The sequence below is a fragment of the Deinococcus frigens DSM 12807 genome, from assembly GCF_000701425.1.
Classification (GTDB): Bacteria; Deinococcota; Deinococci; order Deinococcales; family Deinococcaceae; genus Deinococcus; species Deinococcus frigens.
The window spans coordinates 1-4,716 of record NZ_JNIW01000111.1; the positions used below are offsets into that span (position 1 = coordinate 1).

Below are 4,716 nucleotides of genomic sequence, written 5' to 3' on the forward strand. Positions count from 1 at the left end.
CCCCCGCCGTGCCGGTCATTCCCGGCTACAGCGGGGGGCTGGGGCGGCTGGACCACACCGTCATGTTCGACGGCGCGGCCTTCTGCCCGGACGGCACCAGCGTGGCGCGTTTTTACAACCCGGTGGAAGGACTGCCCGCCTGTGGGGAGTTCATCCCTGGCTTCGGCCCCGGCACCGATCCCATCGGCGTGGAATTCCAGTTCGGCTTCAACCGTCCACTTCCCAACCTGCTGGCGGCCAGCAAGTCCAAGGCGTTCATCCCGGTGGTCTGGACGCTGGAACGCGCCGGGAAGTTGATCGAGGTCACGGCCAGCGTGCAGATCAGCGCCCGCGAGGTGCCGGTGGCGGCGGGCCGGGTGCGGACCACGGCGACGGTGCGCGCCCGTGCTCAGACGCCCGGTGTCAGCCCTTTCCAGATCCGCGTCATTACGGCCTGATCCCCTTCTCGCCCGCGACTTCCGGCGCGCTGCCCGCTATCCCAGGGGCGTACCGGATGCTTTCCAGGTGTACCTCGCGGGCTACACCTGACCAATCAAGAAGGCAGGCTCCATGTCTGACACCCTGAACGCCCTGATGGCGCAGAACACCCGCACCGTCTACCTGCTGGCCGATGCCGACGGCGTAAGCGCGCACCCGGTCAAGGCGGGCACGACAGGCGCGCTGCGCTTCGTGCTGGCCCGCGTGGCGGCAGACCGCATCCGCGCCAACCTGCTGTTTGCGGCGCTGGGCAAGGATGCCTATGTCCAGTACGCGGCCTGGTACAACCAGCAGGCCAGGGCCGCCCTGGAACAGGCGGAGATCAACAGCGTGAAGGCAGGCGATCCCGAACTATTCGACGACACGCTGCCCGACGACGCCGAATGGCGGGCGTACAGCGTGGCCCTGGAGGACGCCTCGGAACAGGCCGTGTTGGAGGTGGGGCTGCTGGAACCGCTCTACGTGGATGCGGCGAAGTTCCTTGGCCCTTACCAGACGGCGCTGGTACGGGAGATCGTCCAGTGGGACCGGGAGGCCCCTGCCGAAAAACATCCTTGAGCGCGAGCTGCGGGCTGCCCTGACCCTGCACGCCATGAGCCAGGGCGGCGGCATGGGCGGGGGTGGCTACGGCTCCCCGGCCTTGCAGCTCGCGCACTGCACCCTGGACCAGCTTGCGTGGCAGCAGGCGGTCTGGACGTTCTCTCAGGCACGCGGCATGTACCGGGAAGCGTGGGACCTGGAACACAAGGCTGATCCGAAGAAGTGAGCGCGGGCCAGTCCTGCGCGGTGTCGCCACAGGAGGTTGACATGGCCCGGACTGATGCGTGACGGGGGCGCTGCCAAAACGCATATCCCAGCATCCGCTTCCGCGCCGTGTGAGCCGTCTATCAGCAGTTGAAGCCCGCCTTCTCGCCTCGGCACTCGCTGGAGCGGTTTATTTTGCCCACCCCAGGAGGTGAGCCGTCTTGACGCAAGCAACCCGACAGGTCACCTACACCCTTGCTTCCCGCGCTTCCGGCGTTCCGGGTCTGGAGAAGTTCGCTTCCAGCCTGGAACGCATCCGCACCGTGCAGGATCAGATCAAGCGTCAGGGTGACGTGGTGGCGGGTCTACGCGACAAGACGGCCACCGTCCGCCTGAAGTTCGAAACGGCCAGCATCGATGCCGAGCTGCGCCGTATCCAGAACCGGACCGTGAACATCAACGTCAAGTTCGGCAACACCCAGGCCGTGCAGAACGACGTCAACACATTGAAGAGCCTGCTGGCCTCCGTCGGAACGAACATGCAGTACCGCGTGACGGTCCAGACCACGGCACTGTCGCTGCTGAACAGCCAATTCGATATCCAGATCGTCAAGCTCCAGAGCCTCATCAGCCAGCTACGTACCCTGGGCAGTGCCGGTGGCGCGGGCGGCGGACGCGGCGGCGCAGGAGCGGGCAGCATCTCGGCAGCCAACCGTCAACTGCTGGGCGAGCTGGACGCCCTGAACAACAAATGGCAGCGCGGGGACATCCTGGCGGCTGACTTCGGGCGTGAACTGACTGCCCTTCAGGGCAAGCTGCGAACGGCTGCTGCGGGTGCTACGGCTGGCTCTGCCGAGTTTGCGCGGCTGGACACCGGCCTGACCCGACTGACCACCTCGCTGCGGTCCATCAATACCGACGCCTTCCAGAAAGTGCGGACCGACGCCGGAGCCATGCGCGCGGCCTTCGACACGGCCACGGCAGGGATCAGCCGCAACTCCTCGCAGTTCCGTGCAGCATCGGCCACCTACAGCGCCAGCAGCGCTCAGATCATCGCCCGGCTTCAGGCGCTGGCCTCCTCCGGGAAGCTGACCACCAGCCAGCTCGGCCAGGTCAACCGCGAGCTGCAACGCCTGGCCCGCGAGGCCAACACCATCGGCGGCAGCATCAACCACGCGGGCCTCTCGGGTTCGGTGGTGAACAGCTTTGCCATGCTGGGCGGCCAGTTCGGCGCGCTGGCCTTCCAGGGCGCGGCGGTGGTGACCATGTTCCGCAGCGTCCAGGCGGCAGCAGGTGGCGCGGGTCTGGCGCTCGGGGCCATCGCGGCGGGCGTCCTGACCCTGGGCGGGGCCTTCGTCTCCCTGGGGGCCACTGGCCTGCGCGAGATCCAGAAGACCCAGCACGGGCTGAACATCCTTCAGGCCAACGGCGTCAAGGACCTGGGCGCGATGGAACAGAAGGTCAACAGCCTCAAGACCTCGCTGGGCAGCGTGGGCGACAGCTTCGCCAAGTCTGATTTGACCGAATCCCTGGCCGACACGGTAAAAGCGGGCCTGAGCGCGGATGAGTCGCTGACCCTGATGGCGACATCCGCCAAGCTGGCCGCTGCCGAGAACATCAACCTGAACGACGCTACCGGGCTGCTGCTCAAGAACATCCGCCAGTACGGCGGGACGGTGCTGGACGCGGCCAAGACGGGCGACTACCTCGCCAAATCCGGCAACCTCGCCGCAGGCACGGCCAACGATCTGTCGGTGGGCCTGGGCATCGTGGCTGGTACCGGCAAGCAGGCGAAGATCGAGATGTACAACCTGCTGGGCATGCTGGTGGAGCTGGACAACAAGGGCATGAACGCCGCCGATGTGGGCGCGAACGGCCTGCGCGCCGCGATTGCCGCCCTGGGTGATCCGTCCGAGAAGGCTCGCGGCATCCTGAAGGGGCTGGGAATCGCCACCGAGGACCTGAACGGCAAGGCGCGTCCGGCGGGCGACATCATGGTGGACCTGGGCGCAAAGCTGCGCGGCATGGGCATCGTCGCCGACAAGACCACTGGCGAGCTGAGCGGGAATGGCGAGGCACTGCGCGTGGTGTCCGGGATCATGGACAACCGCGCCGCCGCCGCCGTGATCAACCTGACCGGTGAATGGCGTACCTATGGGGCCGAGATCAAGGACAGCCGGGGCGAGCTGGACAATTACTCCACCACGCTCCAGCAGGGCCTGTCGCCCGCCCTCAAGGGCCTGAAAACTGCCTGGGCCGATGCGGGCGGTACCTTCGTCAAGTCGTTCGTGGGACCGATGACTGGCTTTTTCGGCACCCTGACGAAGACGGTCAAGGAACTGGACAAGCTCCTAGGGCTGGCCAATGACGCCAAGGATGCTAAGGAGATCCAGCTCTCGCTGAAGATCAATGCCTCGGATGACCTGACCACCATGATCATGAAGTTCCTGCTGGGCACGGGGCAGGGTCTCAAGGAAGGTCTTTCCATTCCTGTGGTCCCGAGCCAGGAGATGATCGACGCGGCCCTCGCCAGTAGTCAGCAGCGCGGCGGAGTGACCGGCGCGGCGCGGGCCACGATGGTTAAGAATGATCTGACCCGTAACGGCCTGCTGCCCCAGCTCACCGGCGTAGCGGACCGCGCACAGTACGAGGAAATCAGGAACAACGTCCCCAAGTACGAGAAGTTGTGGGACGACTTTATCGACGCCGCAGTGGCGAAGGCCAGGGCTGGGGGGCTGAGCCTGGGCACACCAAACGGCGCGGCCCAGATGCAGAACCTGACTGGGCAGGGACCACTGCTGCCCGGTCAGCAACGGGTGGAAACGGCGGCCACCTCACTTGTGGCCGCCATTGGCATGGCTGGGCGCACGATGCTCAACGACTTTGGCGTGTCCGGCAAGGATTACCACCATGACGGCGCTGTGTCGGCCAACGCCACCCACAACGGTATTGACTACGGTGCGCCGCGAGGGACGCCGATCAAGGCCGCCTTCACTGGGGGCATCAGCTACCGTGAGGACGCCAAAAACGGCAAGGTCTTTGACCTGGCCGACGCGGCAGGAAACCGGTTGGTCGGCATTCACCTGGACCAGTTCAATGCTGAAATCCAGGCGGCGCTGGCCAGGGGCGCAAAACAGGTTCTCGTGACACGCGGCCAGCAGATCGGCACTGTGGGGAACACTGGCACCACTGCCGGGAAAAGCCCCCACCTGCATTTGATGGGCTATGCGGCGGGCAACAACACGCCTGTCGACCCGCGCAGCATTCCATTTGTGGGCGGTCCTGCTGCTGCGTCTGCCACTTCCACAACCGCAGCAGCAGCCGCCGTCGCAACCACCAAAACCTTTGACGCCTACATGACCGAAGCGCGGCGCATCCTCGTACAGATCGAGAAGTATGCACCCCAGGGCGCTACGCCAGACGGCCAGAAATGGGCCAAGGCGACAGCGCACCTCAAGACCTTCGCCGATCAGAACGATGTGGCGGGGCAGGCCC

The 4,716-nt window shown here is 65.8% G+C and carries 4 protein-coding genes; all 4 read left to right on the forward strand.

Annotated elements, in window-relative coordinates:
* On the forward strand, positions 1-437 hold a 437-nt coding region (locus Q322_RS23985; RefSeq protein WP_034419371.1), incomplete at its 5' end, for a hypothetical protein.
* 112 nt (positions 438-549) lie between these two features.
* Entirely contained in the window at positions 550-1,035 is a 486-nt protein-coding gene (locus Q322_RS23700; RefSeq protein ID WP_029479520.1) for a hypothetical protein, read from the forward strand.
* A gap of 34 nt (positions 1,036-1,069) precedes the next feature.
* Positions 1,070-1,243, forward strand: a complete 174-nt coding sequence (locus Q322_RS23705; protein ID WP_156953183.1) for a hypothetical protein — start codon at positions 1,070-1,072, stop codon at positions 1,241-1,243.
* Between the two features lie 199 nt (positions 1,244-1,442).
* The coding region (locus Q322_RS21385; RefSeq protein WP_034419372.1) for a phage tail tape measure protein at positions 1,443-4,716 on the forward strand (3,274 nt) is incomplete at its 3' end.

What these genes read in the sequence shown, in the direction of transcription:
- Q322_RS23705 (WP_156953183.1), top strand. Translation starts at nt 1,070, where the DNA reads ATGAGCCAGGGCGGCGGCATGGGCGGGGGTGGCTACGGCTCCCCGGCC.
- Q322_RS23700 (WP_029479520.1), top strand. Translation starts at nt 550, where the DNA reads ATGTCTGACACCCTGAACGCCCTGATGGCGCAGAACACCCGCACCGTC.